13 protein-coding genes and 1 pseudogene are annotated in these 18,603 nt (G+C 54.1%); 8 read left to right on the plus strand and 6 right to left on the minus strand.

What is annotated here, in order from left to right; genetic code table 11:
- Window positions 1-241: 241 nt before the first annotated feature.
- On the plus strand, window positions 242-1,879 hold the full coding sequence (locus AC1MKH_RS14380; RefSeq protein ID WP_276219955.1) for an alpha,alpha-trehalase: 1,638 nt from the start codon (window positions 242-244) through the stop codon (window positions 1,877-1,879).
- A 76-nt stretch (window positions 1,880-1,955) separates the two neighbouring features.
- Here the strand turns inward: AC1MKH_RS14380 and AC1MKH_RS14385 are convergent, their stop codons facing one another.
- Entirely contained in the window at window positions 1,956-4,058 is a 2,103-nt protein-coding gene (locus AC1MKH_RS14385) for a TonB-dependent siderophore receptor (protein WP_276219954.1), read from the minus strand.
- A 155-nt stretch (window positions 4,059-4,213) separates the two neighbouring features.
- Complete coding sequence (locus AC1MKH_RS14390) at window positions 4,214-4,471, minus strand: GlsB/YeaQ/YmgE family stress response membrane protein (protein ID WP_015964103.1); 258 nt, start codon at window positions 4,469-4,471, stop codon at window positions 4,214-4,216.
- 262 nt (window positions 4,472-4,733) lie between these two features.
- Here AC1MKH_RS14390 and ycgR point away from each other — a divergent pair, with 262 nt between their 5' ends.
- Window positions 4,734-5,468, plus strand: a complete 735-nt coding sequence (ycgR, locus tag AC1MKH_RS14395; protein ID WP_276219953.1) for a flagellar brake protein YcgR — start codon at window positions 4,734-4,736, stop codon at window positions 5,466-5,468.
- On the opposite strand, the gene emtA is transcribed toward ycgR, so the two are convergent.
- On the minus strand, window positions 5,469-6,080 hold the full coding sequence (gene emtA, locus AC1MKH_RS14400) for a membrane-bound lytic murein transglycosylase EmtA (protein ID WP_015964101.1): 612 nt from the start codon (window positions 6,078-6,080) through the stop codon (window positions 5,469-5,471). It lies immediately after the preceding gene.
- 94 nt (window positions 6,081-6,174) lie between these two features.
- On the opposite strand from emtA, the gene ldcA reads away from it, so the two are divergent.
- The 3 genes and pseudogenes from ldcA to AC1MKH_RS14415 form a co-directional block, all read left to right on the plus strand.
- Window positions 6,175-7,086: a muramoyltetrapeptide carboxypeptidase gene (gene ldcA, locus AC1MKH_RS14405; protein ID WP_276219952.1), complete on the plus strand. Its 912-nt coding sequence runs from the start codon at window positions 6,175-6,177 to the stop codon at window positions 7,084-7,086.
- 377 nt (window positions 7,087-7,463) lie between these two features.
- Window positions 7,464-9,209, plus strand: coding sequence for a M48 family metallopeptidase (locus tag AC1MKH_RS14410; protein ID WP_276219951.1), 1,746 nt, complete (start codon window positions 7,464-7,466; stop codon window positions 9,207-9,209).
- Between the two features lie 182 nt (window positions 9,210-9,391).
- Window positions 9,392-11,026 (plus strand): annotated as a pseudogene (locus tag AC1MKH_RS14415) (potassium/proton antiporter); the annotation flags it as partial.
- Between the two features lie 83 nt (window positions 11,027-11,109).
- On the opposite strand, the gene dadX reads toward AC1MKH_RS14415, so the two are convergent.
- Both dadX and AC1MKH_RS14425 read right to left on the minus strand, forming a co-directional pair.
- Entirely contained in the window at window positions 11,110-12,180 is a 1,071-nt protein-coding gene (dadX, locus tag AC1MKH_RS14420) for a catabolic alanine racemase DadX (protein WP_276219950.1), read from the minus strand.
- Window positions 12,181-12,189: 9 nt separating this feature from the next.
- Complete coding sequence (locus AC1MKH_RS14425; protein WP_149462762.1) at window positions 12,190-13,488, minus strand: D-amino acid dehydrogenase; 1,299 nt, start codon at window positions 13,486-13,488, stop codon at window positions 12,190-12,192.
- A 326-nt stretch (window positions 13,489-13,814) separates the two neighbouring features.
- On the opposite strand from AC1MKH_RS14425, the gene AC1MKH_RS14430 reads away from it, so the two are divergent.
- A complete protein-coding gene (locus AC1MKH_RS14430; protein WP_015964096.1) occupies window positions 13,815-15,347 on the plus strand; it encodes a SpoVR family protein in 1,533 nt (510 codons plus the stop codon).
- A 42-nt stretch (window positions 15,348-15,389) separates the two neighbouring features.
- Here AC1MKH_RS14430 and fadR read toward each other — a convergent pair whose 3' ends face one another.
- Window positions 15,390-16,094, minus strand: coding sequence for a fatty acid metabolism transcriptional regulator FadR (fadR, locus tag AC1MKH_RS14435; RefSeq protein ID WP_276220118.1), 705 nt, complete (start codon window positions 16,092-16,094; stop codon window positions 15,390-15,392).
- A 212-nt stretch (window positions 16,095-16,306) separates the two neighbouring features.
- Here fadR and nhaB point away from each other — a divergent pair, with 212 nt between their 5' ends.
- Window positions 16,307-17,857, plus strand: coding sequence for a Na(+)/H(+) antiporter NhaB (nhaB, locus tag AC1MKH_RS14440; protein WP_276219949.1), 1,551 nt, complete (start codon window positions 16,307-16,309; stop codon window positions 17,855-17,857).
- 128 nt (window positions 17,858-17,985) lie between these two features.
- Window positions 17,986-18,516, plus strand: coding sequence for a disulfide bond formation protein DsbB (gene dsbB / locus AC1MKH_RS14445; protein ID WP_108475348.1), 531 nt, complete (start codon window positions 17,986-17,988; stop codon window positions 18,514-18,516).
- The last annotated feature ends 87 nt before the right edge of the window (window positions 18,517-18,603 follow it).

The following is an 18,603-nucleotide window of genomic DNA, read 5'->3' on the forward strand; positions in this document are numbered from 1 at the left end:
TTCAGAACATGCATGAGCGATAACTGTGCAAATAATCATCAGTAAAAATAATGACCAGCAAGACAGCGAAAAGATATTCCAATGAATAACCCGCTTTCTTTTTTTAACCTGACGCAATGCGATCCGCGCTGAAAAAACAGCAATTAATCACGCAAATCGCCACGGTGAAGAGGAATTTCAACTAAGGTTTTCATCAGGTTGATTGCAGCGCTCCTGCTGTTTGCCGAAATGGAGAAAACCGATGAAGAACATTGCTGCGCATCCTGTTGCGCGCCACACCCTGACGTTAAGCGCCCTGCTGCTGGCCTTTGCCGCACAGGCGCAGGAGGAGTACCCGGCCTCCCCTGATATTCTGCTTGGGCCGCTGTTTAATGATGTGCAAAGCGCGAAACTCTTTCCCGATCAAAAAACCTTCGCCGACGCGGTGCCTAAAAGCGACCCGTTGATGATCCTCGCGGATTACCGCATGCAGAAGAGTCAGACCAGCTTTGACCTGCGCCACTTTGTAGAGATGAACTTTGCGCTACCGCAGGCGGGCGAAACCTATGTGCCGCCCAAAGGGCAAACGCTGCGCCAGCATATTGATGGCCTGTGGCCGGTGCTGACCCGCACCAGCGAAACGGCGGAAAAGTGGAGCTCCCTGCTGCCGCTACCGAAACCGTATGTCGTGCCCGGCGGACGCTTTCGTGAGGTTTATTACTGGGATAGCTACTTCACCATGCTTGGCCTGGCGGAGAGCGGGCACTGGGATAAAGTGGCGGATATGGTGGCGAACTTCGCCTGGGAAATCGACACCTGGGGGCATATCCCTAATGGCAACCGCAGCTACTACTTAAGCCGTTCGCAACCGCCATTTTTCTCGCTGATGGTTGAGTTACTGGCAAAACATGACAGCGATGCGCTGAAAACCTATCTGCCACAGATGGAAAAAGAGCACGCGTACTGGATGGACGGCGCGGAAAGTCTTCAGCCTGGCGACGCCAACAAGCGGGTGGTCAAACTGCGCGACGGCACCCTGCTCAACCGCTACTGGGATGATAACGACACCCCGCGTCCGGAATCGTGGCTTGATGATGTGACCACCGCGAAGAAAAACCCAAATCGACCCGCCACGGAAATCTATCGCGACCTGCGCTCCGCCGCCGCATCGGGTTGGGATTTCAGCTCGCGCTGGATGGATAACCCACAGCAACTGGGCACCATTCGCACCACCAGCATCGTGCCAGTCGATCTGAACGCGCTGATGTTTAAGATGGAAAAACTGATTGCCGAGGGGAGTAAAGCTGCGGGTGATACGGCGAAAAGTAACCAGTACGATACCGAAGCTAACGCGCGCCAGAAGGCTATCGAAAAATATCTGTGGAACGATAAAGAGGGCTGGTACGCCGATTACGATCTGAAGTCGCACAAGGTGCGTAATCAGCTGACCGCTGCCGCCCTGTTCCCGCTGTACGTGAATGCCGCTTCGCATGAACGGGCGACAAAAGTAGCGGCAGCGACGGAAAGCCGGTTGTTAAAACCGGGCGGCATTACCACTACTACCATTAACAGCGGGCAACAGTGGGATGCGCCAAACGGCTGGGCGCCGTTACAGTGGGTCGCCGTAGAAGGGTTGCAGAACTATGGTCAGGAGAAAGTGGCGATGGACGTCACCTGGCGCTTCCTGAGCAACGTGCAGCACACCTATGACAAGGAGAAAAAACTGGTGGAAAAATATGATATTACCTCCACCGGAACGGGCGGCGGCGGCGGTGAATATCCGTTGCAGGATGGTTTTGGCTGGACCAACGGCGTAACGCTGAAGATGCTGGATTTGATTTGCCCGAAAGAGAAACCGTGCGATACGGTGCCGGATGCGCCGGTTCAGGCGGCGAAGTAATGCCGGATGGCGGCTGCGCCTTATCCGGCCTACGCGACTCTGTAGGCCCGGTAAGCGCAGCGCCACCGGGCAATCATTAAAACGTATAACTCGCCCCCACCTGCACCGTGCGGTCGCGGCCAATCCAGCAGTTGGTGCTGTCGTAGCAACTGAAGGTTTCTTTGTTGGTCAGGTTCTGCGCGCTGGCCTTCAGCATCAAGCCGTTCAGGCTGCTGTCGATAGCCGACATATCGTATGATACCGCCATATCATACTGCGTCGTACCGCCCAGCTTGCCTTCGTTATTGGCCGGAGAAATCTCCATCGGCCCGGTGTAGCGTACCCCCGCGCCCACCGTTAATCCGCTGAATAAGCTGCTATCAAAGGTGTAATCCCCCCACAGGTTAAACGCGTTTTCCGGCACCTGTGTCGGGCGCTTACCTTCGTAAGTTTCATCCTCGGTGTTGATAGCGTGCGTATAGGCGTAGTTGGCAATCAGATTGATATTGTCCGTTGGACGGCTGACGACGGAGAGCTCCGCGCCTTTCGATTCAATCTCCCCCGTCTGGCGGTAGTTCCAGCTTGGGTCCGCGCTCACCACGTTTTTTTGGCGAATATTAAACACCGACGCGGTAAAGGTCGTCGCGTAATCAGCCAGCAGGTATTTCACGCCGCCCTCCAGCTGCTTGCTGGTGGTCGGTTTCACATCCTGCGCGGTCAGGTTACCGCGCGGCGATACCGGCAGGAAGCCTTCTGAGTAGCTGATAAACGGTGACAGACCATTTTCAAAGGCATACAGCGCGCCCAGACGTTTAGTCACGCGATCCTGCGAGATCCACGCTTTTTGCTGGTCATTGAGATAATCTGTGGTAGCGGACTGGTACTCATCATAGCGAATGCTACCAAGAATATTCAGGCCGCCGAACTCCACCTGATCCTGGAAGTAATAGCCCTTCTGGTTGTAAGAAAGACGATTTTTCTGCGCGGTGTAGAGCCCTAAATTATCACTGGTGATCTGCGAGTAATCCGGATGCAGCATATCGATGCCCGGCGTGGTCGAGGCGTAGCGATAGTTATAGTGCGAATTCAGTTTCTGGTAATCGAACCCCGCCAGCAGGTGATGCTGCCAGTCACCCAGCGCGAAGGTTTTACTGACCTGGTTATCGATATTAAAGCTGTGCAGATCTTCATCGGTGGTATAGGCAAAGCGGTTAAGTTCATAGACGTTGGCGCTGCCCGCATTTCCGGTGGAATAGGCGCTGCGCTGATGAGTATCGATGTCAAAATAACGCGCTTTCTGGGCGATGCCCCAACCGCTGTCAAACTCATGCTCGAAGCTATAACCCACCATCCACTGGCGCTGTTCGAAACCGCTCCACTTATCACCCGCAAAATCGCGACGCCCGGCATAGCTGGAACGCAGATACGAAAGCGGTAATGGATTGGACGGCGTCAGGCTCGGCGTATTTTGCGCCAGCGCGTCAAATGTCAGACGCGTTTTGTTATCGGGCTGCCAGGTGATGCTCGGCGCAACCAGATAATCTTCGTAACGCGTGGTGTGCGGCTGGTCATCGCCTTCACGCGCTTTGCCCAGCAGGCGATAGCTCCAGTCGCTGTCGAGGATACGTCCGGTGGAATCCAGATACCCCTCTTTCAGGTTGCGCGTGCCGGTGTTAAACCCTACTTCCGTGCGTGGCTCGGTTTGCGGTTTTTTTCCCTGGATGTTCACCAGACCACCCGGCGAACCGTTGCCATAAAGCACCGAAGACGGCCCCTTCAGAATATCCACGTTTTCAATCAGCAGCGGGTCAATACGCGCTTTGGTGTTGCCATTGACGTTATAGGGCAATTGCAGGCCGTTATAAAATTCATTGTCGACGGTAAAGCCACGAATTTTATATTCGCTCATGTAGCTGGTGCTGCCGCGCACTTCCGTCGAGACGCCCGGTGCGTAGCGCAGAATTTCATTGACCGAGTTAGCGTGACGTTGAGTAATTTCTTTCTCGCTGATGGTATTGATGACCTGCGGCGTTTTGCTCTCCGCAACAGCGGATTTGGTGGCGCTGTTGGTCCAGACGGGCAGTTCACTGCTCCCCTGTGAACCGGTGACGACCATAGTGGTTTCAGCGTTGTCGGCCAGGGCCGGTGTGGCGAGAGCAAGTGTAATCATTCCCGAGAGCGTACGATAGGCAAAGCGCATAATGTTTGTCTGACCAATTATTAGAATAAAGAATGCTAATTATTCTCATTTTTATTTAACGCGCAATAGCCAGATGCACAGAGTCTGAAAAATTTGTGGGGAATCAACAGAAAAGAAGAATAACGGCCCCGAATGGGGCCGTTGAAGCGTGATGCTTAGTTGTTGCGGCGCAGGAAGCGGAAGATACCCAGCACGACAATGGCGCCCACAACGGCAACCAGGAAGCTGTGCATATCAAAGCCCATCGCGCGATCGCCAAAGCCCAGCGTGGTGGCAATCCAGCCGCCCACGACCGCACCGACGATCCCCAGCAGGCAGGTCAGAATAAAGCCGCCGCCGTCTTTCCCCGGCATAATCAGTTTGGCAATAACACCCGCAATAAGACCAAAAATAATCCAGGCAATAACACCCATTTTCACCATCCTCCAATTAAAAAAACCTCAAAAAAAGCGCCGACATTCTGCGCCGCTAATGTTTCAAGTATAGGTAATTACTCTTAAAAATCTCGCCGCCGCGCTTATATTTTATTCATATGCTGAATATGTTTGACCTGAACAGGCCCTTCCCGCCCTCACGCCGCGCAGAAAACGAACAAAATTTTTTTTACCGGGGCTGAAGTTTCCTGGACGTAAACCGATAACAACCAGACGGTTTATCCTCCAGAAGAGATAGCAGATGAATCAATACCCTTCGCAATTCCTGAAACAAAACCCGCTGGCCGTTTTGAATATTCTGCGCGATCTTCATCGCGATGACGTTCCGCTACGCGTCTCGTGGGGAAGCGGGCAATTTATCAGTCGCCTTCTGGAGGTGAGCAAAACCGCGCTGATAGTCGATTTTGGCAGTCAGGAATACGAGAACCGCGCAGTACAGCGGGTGGAAAACGTCACCATCACCGCCGAAACCGCCGGCGCTAAAATGGAATTCACGGTGACACAGTTGCAGGCGGGAGAATATCAGGGGCTGCCGGCGTTTATTGTTCCCGTTCCGCCGACACTTTGGTTTATACAGCGACGTGAGTATTTCCGCATCGCGGCCCCGCTGCATCCGCCCTACTTTGGCAAAGCCCAACTCCCTGGTAATCAGGCGCTGCATTTTCGGCTTTTTGACCTGTCGCTGGGAGGGATGGGGGCACTGCTGGAGAGTCAGCCGGAAAGCCATTTACAGCCGGGAATGCGTTTTTCCCAGCTGGAGCTGGATATGGGGCAATGGGGAAAATTTCATTTTGATGCGCAGCTGATTGCGGTCAGTGAGCGAAGAGTGGTCGATCATAAAAACGAAACGGTGAGTACGCCACGGTTGAGTTTGCGTTTTCTCAACGTTAACCCGGCGGCAGAACGCTCGCTCCAGCGTATTATTTTTTCGCTGGAGCGAGAAGCGCGTGAACGCGCCAACAAGGTTCGCGAGTAGTTACATCGCATCCATCGCTTTCTGCATTTTCCAGATATAGCGCGGCGCCTGCGGAGCCGGATGATTTTCGACGACGTGTTCGAAGAACTCGTCTTTATCCAGATCGTTGATTTTGCTGATCGCTTTTTTGCGATCGGAGGAGAACGTCCGCAACAGCGCGCCCGCGCCGTTGGCATAAGAGACCATCAGCGCGTACTGCATCACTTCCGGGTCCTTAATGCCTGCCAGCGAGCCATGTTCCAGTATGCTCAGATAAGCCGCCCCCATGGAGATATTACGCTCCGGGTTTTTCAGCTCGCTGGTTGACGGTTGACCGCTCCAGCCCATATGCCGGTAAACGTCCAGCCCGGAGGTGGACGCCTTCAACTGCATCAGGCCGACAGCGTTGGATTTACTGACCAGATTCGGATTGCCGCCAGACTCGACCGCAATGATGGCGGTGATCAAACGCGGGCTTACGCCCCACGCCGCACCGGCTTTTTCGCTAATCGGCATCCATTGCATTGCGCGCTTCACCGGCACCTGTGGGTCCCAGGGCGGATTTTTGTAATCCTGTTTTGAACTGCATCCGGCAAGTAACACAATTAAAAAAGCAAACCATCTCAATTTCACGCAACTATCCTTTTTAGCTCAAGTATGTCGCCAGTAATGACAATAACGGGTTCAGGCGGCATGATACTCGTTTCGTTCTCTGCAAGGAATTGCCATGTCACAGTTTCATCTGATCGCCCCGTCGGGCTACTGCATCAATCAATCCGCCGCCGAAATGGGCGTTGACCGACTGATAAGCGCAGGGCATCAGGTCAACCACCAGCAGGTCATTCCCCGCCGCAGCCAGCGCTTTGCGGGCGTCGAGAGCGAGCGTCTGGCCGATGTCAATCAACTCGCCGAACTGAAAGGTAAAAATCAGATTGTCCTTGCGGTGCGCGGCGGCTATGGCGCAAGCCGTCTGCTGGATGCCATCGACTGGCCGTCGCTCGTCGCGCGCCAGCAGCAGGATCCGCTGCTTATCTGCGGCCACAGCGATTTCACCGTCATTCAGATGGGGCTGCTGGCAAAAGGTGACGTCATCACTTTCAGCGGGCCGATGCTGGCGGGGAATTTTGGTGCAGAAGCCCTGAACGACTTTACCGTGCATCACTTCTGGCAGGCGCTGCGCAATGAAAGCTTCACGCTTGAGTGGGCGGGCGACGGTCCGCAGTGCCGCGAAGAAGGCAAACTGTGGGGCGGGAATCTGGCGATGCTGACGTCGCTGGTGGGTACGCCATGGATGCCGCAAATCAGCGACGGTATTCTGGTGCTGGAAGATATCAACGAACATCCCTTCCGCGTGGAACGCATGCTGCTGCAACTGTTGTACGCGGGTATTCTACCGCGTCAAAAGGCCATCGTGCTCGGCAGCTTCACCGGCGCTACGCCGAATGACTACGACGCGGGTTATGATTTGCAGACTATGTACGACTATTTGCGTTCGCGGCTGACAATTCCGGTCATCAGCGGGCTCGATTTCGGCCACGAGCAGCGCACCGTCACGCTGCCGCTGGGGGCGCAGGCGAAGCTGGTACACTCGGCAGACGCAACCACACTGACCATCAGCGGGCATCCGGTCCTTCGTTAAGGCTTATTGATGGGATGTTGCAACATATATAGCATCCCATAAATCCACACATTCCCTTTCTAAATATAATTAAAATAACTTAAAGCCTTCGTAAGAAATAATAACAAAAACTCCCTTAAGGCCAATTTAAAATGAACCGCCATTTTAAATCTATCACTTAATGCGAGTCTTTTTATATGGAAATAAAAGCTTTCAGACGAATATTTTTAATCCCAATATTAATTCTGATTTATGGTTTTTGGCAGTTCTGGCGTCTCGGCGGCACGCCTTCGGGGCACAATTCCTCAGCTGCGCTCCGCGCAGGTCTCTCCGTCTTTGCGGGTCTCTGTAGCGCAGGCTCCATTCTCATCTGCCTTTTGGCAATGGTGATTTGCTATTTGAGCGTAGTCGCGTCGCGTACCTCGCAAAATAAATTGATTGCCACCTTTACACTGTGCCGGGGCATTATCCCCATCTTTATGCTGCTGATTATGATCTGCAACGGGCTGGGGATTGTTTCATTAGTTGGCGGCGAGCTGGCTTGGTTGGTTTCGCTCTCGCATTCCGGTCACGGGTCAGGAAAAGTATTTGTGATGGCGCTCTTTGCTATTGGCGCCATATTGTGGATGCTGTTGAAAAGCATGTTTTCCATCCGTCGCTGCTTTGCTTTCTTTAAGCGCGAAGAAAGTCATATTCACGGCCACTCCGTCTCTGAGGAACAATCGCCGCAGCTGTGGGGCTGGGTGCGCGAACTGGCACAAAAAAGCCAGGTCGTTATGCCAGATAATATCGTGGTCGGTTTCTTTGACTGTTTTTATGTCACCGCCAATAACGTTCGTCTGAACAGCGGCGATCTGCTGACCGGTAATACCCTTTATTTACCCCTCACTTACTCATCGTTGATGGATAAAGACGAGGTGGCTGCGGTTATTGGCCACGAACTGGGGCATTTTACCGGGCAGGATACGCAGTACAGTTTACGTTTTGCCCCGGTTTATGCCGGGTTTGAAAATACGCTACAGCAGATGGCAAATAACTCAAACGGTGTGGCGTGGATTGACCGCATCGTGTTGCATCCTGCACTGGATATGGGCCTGTGGTTCCTGATTAAGTTTCACGAAACGGTCAGCTACTGGAGCCGCATTCGTGAGTTCGCCGCTGACCAAACTGGTGCACAGGCCAGCTCGCCGCAGGCACTTTCCAGCGCACTGCTGCGTATTTCTGCGCTATCAGAGATGGTCGGCAACTATCTCAACACAGTGATGTCAGGTAAAGAACAGACACAGCAGGAGTGGATAAGCGGCCTGCTCGGCGAAGCGAGCAAATCAAATACCTTCGATGTGCAGGCGTGCCTGGAACATGAGATTCAGCACCCGACAGACAGCCACCCGGTCACGCGCGCGCGTATTGAGGCGCTGGACGTTAAAATAGACGACAGCCTGATTGCGCACGCGACTCGCCAGGTGTCCGAGGGTGATTTTGCCTCTCTGGGTGCGTTATTCGGCGGGCTGGAAGGGGTGCGCGCGTCGATGTCACAATCTCTGACGGAAGAAGCCGTCCGGTATAATACAGAGCACCAGCAGATGCTGGAATCGCACGCGGTACTGGCAACGGAAAGCTGTGAAATCTGGCGCGATAACAAGAAAAAAGTGTTGCTGCAAAGCGCGGGGGCTGTGTTCCTCATGGTGATAGGTTTCCTATCTCTTTTTGCGCCAACCAGCTCCGGTTTTTCCCTATTTCTCATTACCCTGGCCTGGTTATTAGCGATTATGACTTTCATGTTGTATCGCTCCGGTCAAAAACCGCTCTATACCTTCACGCCAACGCACATTGAGTGTAGCGATCTGGATAAACCTATTGAGTGGACCGCCATTACTGACTTTGACGTTGAGGAACGTCATGAAGCGTTGCGCATCGTGTTGAGCTGGCGGGAGGGCTATCAGCCGCCGAAGAAACTCAGGCGTATGGTGCGGGGCGTGGAAAACCGGGGTGTGGGCAAACTCTTTGCGCTGATCGTCTATGCGGATATGCGTAAAATACAGGGCGGTACGAAAACAAAAGTAACTGCGGTCGAGGCTATTGAAGAGTTTCAGCAGTATCTGCGTTCGGCCCATGCGCGACAGGAACTTAAAGAGAACCGCTAACGCCATAACCTACAGCGTCGCCCGGTCGAGTTATCGGGCGACGCTGTAAAATAAAAAAACATTCAATCCTCTTATTGTTCCCCTGTTCACGCGCTAATTATGATAACTTTTTGTAACTAGCTTGTTCGTTATCGGGGAGTACGTGAACATTGGACGCCGCGGCAGTCATTAGTCTCTTTATTTTGGGTTCAGTCTTAGTAACCTGTAGCATTCTTTTAAGTTCATTCTCTTCCCGCCTCGGTATCCCGATTCTGGTTATCTTCCTCGCCATTGGCATGCTCGCAGGCGTAGATGGCATCGGCGGCATTCCTTTCGATAATTATCCGTTCGCTTATATGGTGAGTAACCTGGCGCTAGCGGTGATCCTGCTGGATGGCGGGATGCGCACCCAGGCGAGCTCATTTCGCGTCGCCCTGGGCCCGGCGCTGTCGCTGGCCACGGTAGGCGTGTTAATCACTTCGGGGCTGACGGGTATTGCGGCGGCGTGGCTGTTTAACCTTAACTGGATTGAAGGCCTGCTGATTGGCGCGATTGTTGGCTCGACGGATGCGGCGGCGGTGTTCTCTCTGCTGGGCGGCAAAGGGCTGAACGAGCGTGTCGGCTCGACGCTTGAGATTGAATCCGGTAGCAACGATCCGATGGCGGTCTTTCTGACCATCACCCTGATTGAGATGATCCAGCAGCACGAAACGGGATTAAGCTGGATGTTTGCCGTGCATATCATTCAGCAGTTTGGTCTGGGTATTCTGATTGGCCTTGCGGGCGGTTATTTGCTGTTGCAGATGATTAACCGCATCACCCTGCCAACCGGGCTGTATCCGCTGCTGGCCCTCAGCGGCGGGATCATGATTTTCGCCATTACCACCTCGCTGGACGGCAGCGGCATCCTCGCCGTGTACCTGTGCGGTTTCCTGCTGGGTAATCGGCCTATTCGTAACCGCTTCGGTATCCTGCAAAACTTCGACGGGCTGGCGTGGCTGGCGCAAATCGGCATGTTCCTGGTACTCGGTCTGCTGGTGACACCGTCTGACCTGCTGCCGATTGCCGCTTCCGCCCTGCTGCTGTCGCTGTGGATGATCTTCTTCGCCCGCCCATTATCGGTGTTTATCGGCCTGCTGCCGTTTCGCGGTTTTAACCTGCGCGAGCGCATTTTCATCAGTTGGGTGGGTCTGCGCGGCGCGGTGCCGATTATCCTCGCCGTATTCCCGATGATGGCCGGGCTGGATAACGCGCGTCTGTTCTTTAACGTCGCCTTCTTCGTGGTGCTGGTATCGCTGCTGCTTCAGGGCACCTCACTCTCCTGGGCGGCGAAACGTGCCAAAGTGGTGGTGCCGCCCGTTGGCTGGCCGGTGTCGCGCGTCGGGCTGGACATTCACCCGGAAAACCCGTGGGAACAGCTTATTTATCAGCTGAGCGCCGACAAATGGTGCGTGGGTGCCGCGCTGCGTGACCTGCATATGCCGAAGGATACGCGCATCGCCGCGCTGTTCCGCGATAACGTTCTGCTGCACCCGAACGGCAGCACACGCCTGCGCGAAGGTGATATTCTGTGCGTGATTGCCCGCGAGCGTGATATTCCGGCGCTCGGTAAACTGTTCAGTCAGTCACCGCCGGTAGCGCTGGATCAACGTTTCTTTGGTGACTTTATTCTCGAAGCCAGCGCCAAATTCGCCGATGTGGCGATGATTTACGGTCTCGACGGTGTCGAAGAGTTTCGCGATAAACAGCAGTCGCTGGGCGAGATCGTTCAGCAGCTGTTAGGCGCCACGCCGGTTGTCGGTGATCAGGTAGAGTTTGCCGGAATGGTGTGGACGGTCGCGGAGAAAGCCGATAATGAAGTCGTCAAAGTCGGGGTTAAAGTTGCAGAAGAAGAGGCGGAATAACCGCCTCGCCGATTAAGTTACACCGTCACAACCGGTACACGCGGCGCCAGCGCGCACATTAATTCGTAGCCCACGGTGCCCGCACAGGCGGCAACGTCATCGATTTTGATGCCGTTGCCCCACAGCTCTACCGGCGCGCCGATTCCTGCATTGGGGCACGGCGTCAAATCCACCGCCAGCATATCCATCGACACCGTTCCTACCGTGGAGGTACGCACGCTGTCTACCATCACCGGCGTACCCGACGGCGCAATACGCGGATAACCGTCCGCATATCCACAGGCAACAATACCTATTCGCTGCTCCTGCGTGGCGGTATAGCGGCTACCGTAGCCCACCGTGTCGCCCGGTTTGAGGTTTTGCACGGCGATAATCTGACTGCTCAGGGTCATCACTGGTTTAATACCGCTGTTGGCCACATCCTGCCACTGGCCGGAAGGCGACGCGCCATAGAGAATAATGCCCGGCCGCACCCAGTCATAATGCGTTTCAGGGTGCCAGAGCGTTGCTGCCGAATTGGCAAGCGAGCGCGGGCATTCCAGCCCCTCCGCAGCCTGCTCGATTCGCTGCATCGGCCGTTCGACGCCCTCGCTTTTTTCTGCTTCCGCGAAGTGCGACATCAACGTCATCGCGCCGACGTTCGGCACTTTACGCAGGATCTGCCATACGGTACTGACGCGATCCGGCGTAAACCCGAGCCGGTTCATACCGCTGTTCACTTTCAGATAGATATCCAGCGGAGCGTTTAACCGGGCGTCCTGAATCGCTTTGATCTGCCAGTTACTGTGAACACTGGTCGTTAAGCGATACTTATCAAACAGTTCCAGCTCATCGGCGTGGAAGAACCCTTCCAGCAGCAGAACAGGACCTTTCCATCCCCACTCACGTAACTGGATGGCATCTTCCAGATTGAGCATCGCGAAACCGTCTGTTTCGCGTAATGCGCCCCAGACGCGCTTCAAACCGTGCCCGTAAGCGTCGGCTTTAACCACCGACCAGACGCGTGATTCCGGAGCCGCCCGGCGTACAACGTTCAGGTTCTGCCGCAGCGCCGAAAGATCGATGCTGGCTTCTACAGGACGAGACATGCCTTCTCCTTAATGATGAGCGCCGTGCAAATGTTGAGGACGCGACGGCGTAAAGCCCGGCGAGTAACGCGCCACGCTTAGATCATCATAAGGAATGGCAGGCGTCCGCCCGGAGATTAAATCGCTGATTAACTGCCCGGAACCGCAGGACATGGTCCAGCCCAGCGTACCGTGGCCTGTGTTCAGCCACAGATTTTTGAATGCGGTTTTGCCAATAATTGGCGTGCCATCCGGCGTCATGGGGCGCAGGCCGGTCCAGAACGTGGCTTGCTCAATATAGCCGCCGCGCGGGAACAGATCGCCCACCACCATTTCCAGCGTTTCGCGGCGCGGTTGCAGCAGTTCGGTATTGAAGCCGACAATTTCCGCCATCCCGCCAACGCGAATACGATTATCAAAGCGGGTAATGGCAATTTTGTAGGTTTCATCAAGGATAGTCGAAACCGGTGCGCCCGCCTCCTCCTTCACCGGGATGGTGAGAGAATACCCTTTCAGCGGATATACCGGAATGTCCACCAGCCCTTTGAGCATCGCGGTGGAATAGGAACCAAACGCCATCACGTAAGCATCGGCTTTAATCAGTTCATCGCCGCACTTCACGCCATAGATGTGCTCACCTTCCCGCAGCAGCGCATCGACCGGCGTGTTATAGCGGAAAGTGACGCCCGCGTTTTCAGCCATCTGCGCCAGACGCTGGGTGAAGAGCTGACAGTCGCCGGTTTCATCATTCGGTAAACGCAGGCCGCCCGTCAGTTTGTGCGCCACGCCCGCCAGCGCAGGCTCAACCTCGGCAAGTCGGGCTGACTCCAGCAGTTGATACGGCACGCCCGCATCTTCCAGCACGGCAATGTCGCGCATCGCGTTTTCATACTGCTGTGCGGTGCGGAAAAGCTGTAACGTGCCGCCCTGCCGCCCCTCGTAGGCAATCCCGGTGGATTCACGTAGCGCTTTCAGGCAATCGCGGCTGTACTCCGCCAGACGCACCATGCGGCCTTTGTTCTCCATATAGTGCCGCGTGTCGCAGTTGCGCAGCATTTGCCACATCCATTTCAACTGGAACTGTGTGCCATCGAGGCTAATCGCCAGCGGCGCGTGGCGCTGGAACATCCATTTAATCGCCTTCAGCGGCACGCCGGGTGCCGCCCAGGGCGCAGCGTAACCGGGGGAGATCTGCCCGGCATTTCCGGCGCTGGTCTCCATCGCCGGGCCCACTTCACGATCGATAACCGTAACCTGGTGTCCTGCCTGACTTAAATACCAGGCGCTGGTCACGCCTACTACGCCACTTCCCAGTATGACAACGTGCATAGCTACTCCAGAATCGAAATGAGTAAAAGAACAATCTTCTGATTACAAATTGATAACCCAGATGAAAATATTATTCAACATAGGCTTTTTTTATGGTGACGTAGTTCACATACAGCCCCGCCAGCGCTGGCATGCGAGAATCAACATCTCCTGCTGAGCAATAATTTTACCCAGCATAAAATGCTGCATAATTGTAAAAATATCGTCATCAAAATGAAGAAATCGCGAAGAAAAAAATTGGCGCTTGTTACAGTTTTTCGCAGGTGTTCTATTCTTTTACAGAGGCTCTCCAGACAGAGAGAGTCGCCAACAATGAGGGCGCGCTAATGGCAACGATTGATTCGATGAATAAGGACAGCACGCGTTTAAGCGACGGACCCGACTGGACATTTCCCCTGCTGGAAACCTATCTGGTTGAGATAGACCGGGTAGCCAAACTCTACCGGCTGGACACCTACCCCCATCAAATCGAAGTCATTACCTCTGAGCAGATGATGGATGCCTATTCCAGCATCGGGATGCCGATAAACTACACCCACTGGTCGTTCGGCAAGAAGTTCATTGAGACCGAGCGGGCCTATAAGCACGGCCAGCAGGGGCTGGCCTATGAGATTGTGATTAACTCCAATCCCTGTATCGCGTATCTGATGGAGGAGAACACCATTACTATGCAGGCGCTGGTGATGGCGCACGCCTGCTACGGGCATAACTCCTTCTTTAAAAACAACTATCTTTTCCGCAGCTGGACAGACGCCAGTTCCATCGTCGATTACCTGCTTTTCGCCCGTAAATACATTAGCGAGTGTGAAGAGCGCTACGGCGTAGATGAAGTGGAAAAGCTGCTCGACTCCTGCCACGCGTTGATGAACTACGGCGTGGACCGCTACAAACGTCCGCAAAAAATCTCGTTGCAGGAGGAGAAAGCCCGGCAGAAAAGTCGCGAAGAGTATCTGCAAAGCCAGGTGAATATGCTGTGGCGCACTCTGCCGAAGCGTGAAGAGGAGAAAACGGTGGAATCTGCGCGCCGATATCCTTCTGAACCTCAGGAGAACCTGCTGTACTTTATGGAGAAAAATGCCCCATTGCTGGAGCCGTGGCAGCGCGAAATCATGCGTATTGTGCGTAAGGTGAGCCAGTATTTTTATCCGCAAAAACAGACGCAGGTAATGAACGAAGGCTGGGCCACGTTCTGGCACTACACCATTCTCAACCATCTGTACGACGAAGGGAAAGTGACCGAGCGCTTTATGCTGGAGTTTCTGCACAGCCACACCAACGTGGTCTTCCAGCCGCCTTATAACAGCCCGTGGTACAGCGGGATTAACCCGTATGCACTGGGCTTTGCCATGTTCCAGGACATCAAACGTATCTGCCAGACGCCGACGGAGGAAGACCGTTACTGGTTCCCGGATATGGCCGGTTCCGACTGGCTGGAAACGCTGCATTTTGCGATGCGCGATTTTAAAGACGAGAGTTTTATCAGCCAGTTCCTGTCACCGAAAGTGATGCGTGATTTCCGCCTGTTTACGGTGCTGGATGACGACCGCAATAACTATCTGGAGATCTCGGCGATCCACAATGAAAGCGGCTATCGCGAAATCCGCGCCCAGCTGTCATCGCAATATAATCTCAGTAACCTGGAGCCGAATATTCAGGTGTGGAATGTGGATCTTCGCGGCGACCGATCGCTGACGCTACGTTATGTGCCGCACAACCGCGCGCCGTTGGATAAGGGCCGCCGGGAAGTGCTCAAGCACGTGCATCGTCTGTGGGGCTTTGAAGTGCATCTTGAGCAGCAGAATGCGGACGGCAGCGTTGAGTTACTTGAACGTTGCCCACCGAGACCGAGCGCGTTGTGATACAAAAAAGCCTCTCAATTGAGAGGCTTTTTCTATGGATACTTATACACCGCCCGGCATACTTTTCTGCATCCGGTGCCAGATCTCGCCGCTGTCATGGCCGTAACGACGCACGGTTTCATACACCTGGTCATGCAGACCCTGCTCGCACACTTCCGTTAAGCGATGATAGAAGCCCAGCGCGCGGCTACGCGCTTCCGGATTGGCGAAATAGTGACGGCCAATACGGGTATAGAGCCCTTTCATGCCGTTCAGAATCAGGCCATAAATCGGATTGCCGGAGGCAAACGCCAGACCACGGAAAATATTGTAATCGAGGTCGGCAAACGCATCGGCGTAGTCTTCGACTTCGCGCGCGGTGGCCAGCACTTCCAGCGCTTTGTCAGGATGCTGACGGAACGCAGTGCGGATAAAAATGGTGGCGATGTTGGTGCGCACGGAAAGCAGATTATCCAGCAGTTGTGGAACGCTTTCGTGATCGAGACGCGCCAGCGTTTCCAGAATATTGAGGCCGGACGTTTCCCAGAAGTTGTTTACTTTCGTCGGCTTACCGTGCTGGATAGTCAACCAGCCATCACGAGCCAGACGCTGCAACACTTCCCGTAAGGTTGTACGGGTCACACCAATCAGTTCAGAAAGTTCGCGCTCGGCAGGCAGAATAGACCCTGGTGGAAAACGGTTATTCCAGATGCTTTCAACAATATACTCTTCCGCGAAACCCGCCGGGCTTTGCGCCTTAATGACCATAGTTAGAATTTCCATTACACAGCGTTGCAATCCACTCATCATACCAGACCGCATCAACAGCAGATAGCACACGAAGCGAATTAAAAAGGGATCGCCGTTTCATTTTTTGATTTTCCTTTTCCGTACTTAAGAGCGTTTTTTGCGGCGATCTCTGCTAGAGTTTCAGCCCTGGTTGTAACAAAAGATGACTTCTACGAGGCAGACTATTGGTCATGGAAATCTCATACTGTCGCGCGTTATGGCGCAATTTTCTCGGGCAATCCCCCGACTGGTATAAACTTTTACTCCTGATATTCCTGGTAATTAACCCGATTATCTTTCTCGTTAACCCCTTTCTTGCGGGCTGGCTGCTGGTTATCGAGTTTATCTTCACCCTGGCGATGGCGCTCAAATGCTATCCGTTAATCCCCGGCGGGCTACTGGCAATTGAAGCGGTGATTGTCGGCATGACGTCAGCTGAACACGTGCGTGAAGAAATTGCAGCTAATCTCGAAGTGCTGCTGCTGCTGATCTTCATGGTCGCCGGCATCTACTTTATGAAGCAGCTGTTGCTGTTTATTTTCACCCGTTTGTTGCTGAGCATTCGCAGCAAAATGCTGCTCTCGCTGGCGTTTTGCCTGGCGGCGGCGTTCTTGTCAGCCTTCCTTGATGCGCTGACGGTGGTCGCGGTGATCATCAGCGTCGCAGTGGGTTTCTACGGCATTTATCACCGTGCGGCGTCAAGCCGTACTGACGATGACGATCTGCTTGATGATAGCCACATCGATAAACACTATCGCGACGTACTGGAACAATTCCGCGCGTTTCTGCGCAGCCTGATGATGCATGCGGGCGTCGGCACCGCGCTTGGCGGCGTGATGACGATGGTCGGTGAACCACAGAACCTAATTATCGCCAAAGCCTCCGGCTGGCACTTCGGTGAGTTCTTTATGCGAATGGCTCCGGTTACTGTGCCGGTGTTTATTTGCGGCATAACCACCTGCCTGCTTTTAGAAAAATTCAAGCTGTTTGGTTACGGGGCCACGCTTCCGGAGACCGTGCGCAAAACACTGCATGATTTTGATGAGCGAAGCCGTAAACAGCGCACGCGTCAGGACACCATGCGCCTGTGCGTTCAGGCGGTGATTGGCGTCTGGCTGGTGCTGGCGCTGGCTTTCCACCTGGCGGAGGTGGGGTTAATTGGTTTGTCAGTTATCATCTTTGCCACCTCGTTCACCGGCATTACCGATGAACATGCCATCGGCAAAGCCTTCACCGAGGCGCTGCCCTTCACCGCGCTGCTGACCGTCTTCTTCGCGGTCGTTGCGGTGATTATTGACCAGCATCTGTTCGCGCCAATCATCGATTTTGTGCTGCAAGCCTCACCGCACGCGCAGCGCTCGCTGTTCTATATCTTCAATGGTTTGCTGTCGTCGATTTCCGATAACGTGTTTGTTGGAACCGTCTATATCAACGAAGTGAAGGCTGCGCTGGAGTCTGGCGCTATCGACCTCAAACAATTTGAGATGCTGGCGGTCGCGATCAACACCGGCACTAACCTGCCGTCCGTCGCCACGCCGAATGGCCAGGCGGCGTTTCTGTTCCTGCTTACCTCGGCGCTGGCGCCACTCATACGACTTTCTTATGGTCGCATGGTCTGGATGGCGCTGCCTTATACCATTGTGCTGACGCTGGTGGGGCTGCTGTGCGTTGAGTTTGTCCTGCAACCCGCCAGCGACTGGCTGTTGGCACTCGGTTGGATCCCCTCCCCACACTTACCATAAAGCTAAACTGCCCGGCCAGTAGTGCCGGGCATTTAATGTTCATTTACGTAATAATTGCTAAACGTCAGTGGCGGCAGGCTTTTTTTGGTTTAAACTGCTGCTCTTAAACATGTTCCAGGGAAATGATTATGTTGCGATATTTGAACCAGTGCTCACGAGGCCGTGGCGCGTGGTTGTTGATGGCGTTTACTGCCTTTGCACTTGAACTCGTTGCGCTGTATTTTCAGCATATTATGCTGCTTCAGCCATGTGTCATGTGTATCTATGAACGTTGCGCCCTGTTCGGCATCATGGGTGCAGGTATTGTAGGCGCCATCGCCCCGAAAACGCCGCTGCGTTACGTCGCTATGGTAATTTGGATTTACAGCGCGATTCGTGGTTTGCAGCTTGCCTGGGAGCACACGATGATTCAGCTGCATCCGTCGCCGTTTATGACCTGCGACTTTGCCGCGCGCTTCCCGACCTGGCTGCCGCTCGATAAATGGCTGCCGCAGGTGTTTGTCGCATCCGGCGACTGCGCGGTACGTCAGTGGTCGTTCCTGTCGCTGGAAATGCCGCAGTGGCTGGTCGGTATCTTCGCGGCCTATCTGGTGGTCGCCGTGTTGGTGATTATTGCACAGCCGTTTAAGCCGAAAAAACGCGACCTGTTTGGTCGATAATGACGTATAAAAAACGCGCCAAAAGGCGCGTTATTTAATTCAGCAGTGATGTCTGACAAAATAAAGTACTGGATAAATATCCAAACC

The organism is Pseudocitrobacter sp. CD920760 (assembly GCF_057782505.1).

Bases quoted from the DNA above. Each gene is read 5' to 3' on its own strand.
- AC1MKH_RS14425 (WP_149462762.1), bottom strand. From the start codon at position 13,488: ATGCACGTTGTCATACTGGGAAGTGGCGTAGTAGGCGTGACCAGCGCC.
- AC1MKH_RS14390 (WP_015964103.1), bottom strand. From the start codon at position 4,471: ATGGGTGTTATTGCCTGGATTATTTTTGGTCTTATTGCGGGTGTTATT.
- AC1MKH_RS14430 (WP_015964096.1), top strand. From the start codon at position 13,815: ATGGCAACGATTGATTCGATGAATAAGGACAGCACGCGTTTAAGCGAC.
- AC1MKH_RS14380 (WP_276219955.1), top strand. From the start codon at position 242: ATGAAGAACATTGCTGCGCATCCTGTTGCGCGCCACACCCTGACGTTA.
- AC1MKH_RS14385 (WP_276219954.1), bottom strand. From the start codon at position 4,058: ATGCGCTTTGCCTATCGTACGCTCTCGGGAATGATTACACTTGCTCTC.
- nhaB (WP_276219949.1), top strand. From the start codon at position 16,307: ATGGAAATCTCATACTGTCGCGCGTTATGGCGCAATTTTCTCGGGCAA.
- dsbB (WP_108475348.1), top strand. From the start codon at position 17,986: ATGTTGCGATATTTGAACCAGTGCTCACGAGGCCGTGGCGCGTGGTTG.
- ldcA (WP_276219952.1), top strand. From the start codon at position 6,175: ATGTCACAGTTTCATCTGATCGCCCCGTCGGGCTACTGCATCAATCAA.
- dadX (WP_276219950.1), bottom strand. From the start codon at position 12,180: ATGTCTCGTCCTGTAGAAGCCAGCATCGATCTTTCGGCGCTGCGGCAG.
- ycgR (WP_276219953.1), top strand. From the start codon at position 4,734: ATGAATCAATACCCTTCGCAATTCCTGAAACAAAACCCGCTGGCCGTT.
- fadR (WP_276220118.1), bottom strand. From the start codon at position 16,094: ATGGTCATTAAGGCGCAAAGCCCGGCGGGTTTCGCGGAAGAGTATATT.